Raw genomic sequence first — 3,686 nt, forward strand, 5'->3', positions numbered from 1 at the left:
TTTACACGTGTAGGTGCTAGTGATGATATTTCTACTGGTCAAAGTACGTTCATGGTAGAAATGAAAGAGGTAGCCTATATTTTAGAGAATGCTACACATAATAGCTTAATTATCTTAGATGAAATTGGTCGTGGCACTAGTACATTTGATGGTTTAAGTATCGCCCAAGCCGTAGTTGAGCATATTTGTAAGCATATTCACGGCAAGACATTATTTGCTACCCATTACCATGAGCTAATTTGTTTAGAAGAAAGCTATAGTAAATTAAAGAATTACACTGTAGCTGTAAAAGAAAAAGGTAAGGATGTTGCATTCTTGCGCCGCATCATCAGAGGTGGTGCAGACCGTAGCTATGGTATTCATGTAGCGAGATTGGCAGGATTACCAAATTCTGTGCTAAAACGTGCAGAGGTAATTTTGGAATCATTGGAAGATCAAAGTCATGATGCTAGTGATTTAAATAACCGTGTAATTGGTGGACAATCTACTAATGTGGTTAAAACGACTACAAAACAAGCGAGTGATTTACCACTAGGTAATTTATTTACTCATTCTGTAGTCGATAGCTTACTCGAAGTGGATGTAATGAGTATGACACCGATTGAAGCATTAAATAAATTATATGAACTACAAGAGGAGGCTCGTAAAGGAGGCGGGAAATAATGGCAACCATTCATGTATTGGATGAAACCACAATCAATAAAATAGCTGCTGGCGAAGTTGTGGAACGTCCCGCATCTGTTATTAAAGAGCTTATCGAAAACTCCATTGATGCGTCTGCCACTAATATTGAAGTTGAAATCGGCGATGGCGGTGTAGCTTATATGCGCATTACCGATAATGGTATCGGTATGACAGAGGAAGATGCACGCCTGGCAATTTTGCGTCATGCTACCTCTAAAATACAACAGGTAGAGGATTTATTTGATATAGCATCCCTCGGCTTCCGTGGAGAGGCTTTGGCTAGTATTGCCTCGGTGTCTCATTTTTCTTTGACTACACGTAAAGCTGATTCTGATTTGGGTACTCGTATTACCGTAGATGGTGGTACTTTCACTGATTGTATTCCTTATGGTGCGGCACCTGGTACGACAATTGAAATTAGAGAATTGTTTTATAATACGCCAGCCCGTCGCAAGTTCTTGAAAACAGAGCGTACCGAATCTTCTAAAATTCAAGATATTGTAGGCAAACTGGCCCTTAGTAACCCCCATATTTCTTTTAAACTCATCGTAGATGATCGTGTGGCTATTATTACTCCTGGAAACGGCAATATTGGTGATACGGTAGCCGCATTATATGGCTATAAAACGAAAGATGATATTTTCACTGTTGCTTATGAAAGTGACTCTATTTATATCGATGGTGTAGTGAGTAAACCTACCCTTCTTAAAAGTACTAGAATTTGGCAAACTATTATCGTTAATAACCGTGTTATTTCCGATAAAACAATAATGAAGGCTATCGATAATGCTTACCATGCATTGTTACCTAAAAACGGTCATCCTTTAGTGGTACTTAATATTACTGTACCTGCTGGTATGGTTGATATTAACGTTCATCCACGAAAGAGTGAAGTAAAATTCTCAGATGATAAGATAATATTTAAAGCTGTTTATCATGGTATTTTAAACGCCTTAAATAATCCTCTACATGAGCGATACGAACGAGAATCATCTTCTTATATAAATGGCACAATTAATAACGGAGCTGATTTCCGTAATAATGAAACCAATTGTAATGACGTAAATACTAACAGTAATGATACAGTTACTAATTCTAGTTCTTATAGTAGTTTATCTCACCATGGCAATAGTACGTATGATTCGTATAGAACACCTTCTGTTGTACAAGATGAGATGCAGTCTGCTGAACATATAGCTACTGCGGTAGATTATGACAAAGTATTTGGTAGTCGCCGTACTAAAGGATACGAAGTCATGCGCGGTGAGACTACACAGTTTGTAGAGAGTCTTAAAACTAAGGGTTTTACACCACCTCCGCCAAAGGCTACTTATGAACAGTCGTCCTTTACAGACGAAAGCTTCGATGCTGTTCCTACTGAATATACTAGTTATACAAAGGAAGACGTCGAAAAATTTAAGTCTTTAGCGCAAGATATTCGTGAAGAAAATACAGAAGAGCGTACCATTCAAAATTCTGGATTCTTACCTATGGGGCAAGTCGCTTCTTGTTATATTTTGGCTAAAAAGGGTGATGATCTCTATATAATAGACCAACACGCAGCTCATGAACGTGTACGATATGATAAGCTTTGTAAGTCTTCTGAATCCATTCCTATGCAATCTATCCTTGTGCCTCAATATAGTGAGGCTACAGATGATGAAATGAATTTGGTAGAGGAAGAGCGAGAAACCTTACTAGATCTTGGCTTTGATGTAGAGTTAGGTGGTCCTACGAAAATAAAATTAGTAGGGGCGCCTGTAGATTTAGTAGAGTCAAAGGCTTTTGAAATTCTCCAATATGTATTCTCTTACTTACACGAACATCAACAGCCTACTAAGGCTCAGTTACGTCATGAAATGCTAGCGTATGCATCTTGTAGAGGGGCCATTAAGGCAGGTCATAATTTAAATATGTATCAAATGACTACCTTAATTGAGGATCTCTTTAGTACTGAGAAACCGTACGTATGTCCTCATGGCCGTCCAACGATAATCAAGTTTACACCTGATGAATTAGGTAAATTATTCTTACGGTCTTAATATGAATATACTAACCACATCTCAAAAATCTAATGAGGTCATTCAGGAGGAAGCCAAAGCACTGGCTTCCTCTATGCATATGACATATATTAAACGAGGTAAAACATCGATACCAGCCTTATTCGGTAAGTATCAATGCGAATATATTGCGGTTCTTGCTGGTTCTGGATTAACTATTCATTTCCCAGAAAATCAACAACATACCTTTCATTTGTCTATGGCTCAATTACGTATATTACGTTTACAACGCGGTGAAGGCGATCATCTCGTTAATGCGGTACAAGTCATATTAGATAAAAAGGGATTATCTAATAAAGATAAATTTACGTTTTTAGATTGTACAATTGGCCTTGGTAGTGACAGTATGGTAGTGAGTTATGGTTACCCACAAGCTCAAATAACTGGTCTAGAAGGGGCTTTACCTATATGGCTTGCTACTAGTCATGGTTTAGCTCATTATATTCATAGTGAGGATAGTGTAACGAATGCATTGCGACGTATTAAAGTAAATCATGATACCTTTGAACACTATTTACCAAATCTACCTGACAATAGTATTGATATTATTTATTTTGATCCTATGTTTGAAGTTCCTGTAGAGGAAAGCCCTCAATTCAAACCTCTTCGAGGACATACTGTGGAAAGTCATATAGATGATAAAATCATGGCACAGGCTATGCGTGTTGCCACGTATGGTGTTATTATTAAAGAACGACCATTTAGTTCGGTCTTTCAAAACTATCCACCCCATCAATGGGTGGGCGGAAAATATAGTCGTATAGGCTATGGTGTATATATGAAGGAGTTAATGTGAATCCCTTAATTACCATCGTTGGACCAACGGCGGTAGGCAAAACAGATCTTACCTTGGACTTAGCAGAACAGCTACATGCTGAGGTTATTTCTGGTGATGCTTACCAAGTATATAAACAACTCAATATTGGTACCGCTAAACCATCG

General features: G+C 37.9%; 3 protein-coding genes and 1 pseudogene. All 4 read left to right on the top strand.

Translation table 11 applies throughout. The features are described 5' to 3' along the window. Positions 1–663: pseudogene (locus QZ055_RS08565) on the top strand (DNA mismatch repair protein MutS); the annotation flags it as partial. Next, positions 663–2,726: a DNA mismatch repair endonuclease MutL gene (gene mutL, locus QZ055_RS08570; RefSeq protein WP_295826192.1), complete on the top strand. Its 2,064-nt coding sequence runs from the start codon at positions 663–665 to the stop codon at positions 2,724–2,726. The pseudogene QZ055_RS08565 and the gene mutL, both read left to right, overlap by 1 nt. A 1-nt stretch (position 2,727) precedes the next feature. Then, entirely contained in the window at positions 2,728–3,540 is an 813-nt protein-coding gene (locus QZ055_RS08575) for a class I SAM-dependent methyltransferase (protein ID WP_295826194.1), read from the top strand. Then, a partial coding sequence (locus QZ055_RS08580) for an isopentenyl transferase family protein (protein ID WP_295826197.1) occupies positions 3,537–3,686 on the top strand: 150 nt, incomplete at its 3' end. The genes QZ055_RS08575 and QZ055_RS08580, both read left to right, overlap by 4 nt.

Origin of the sequence: uncultured Veillonella sp. (assembly GCF_905209685.1) — a bacterium.
Lineage (GTDB): Bacteria > Bacillota > Negativicutes > Veillonellales > Veillonellaceae > Veillonella.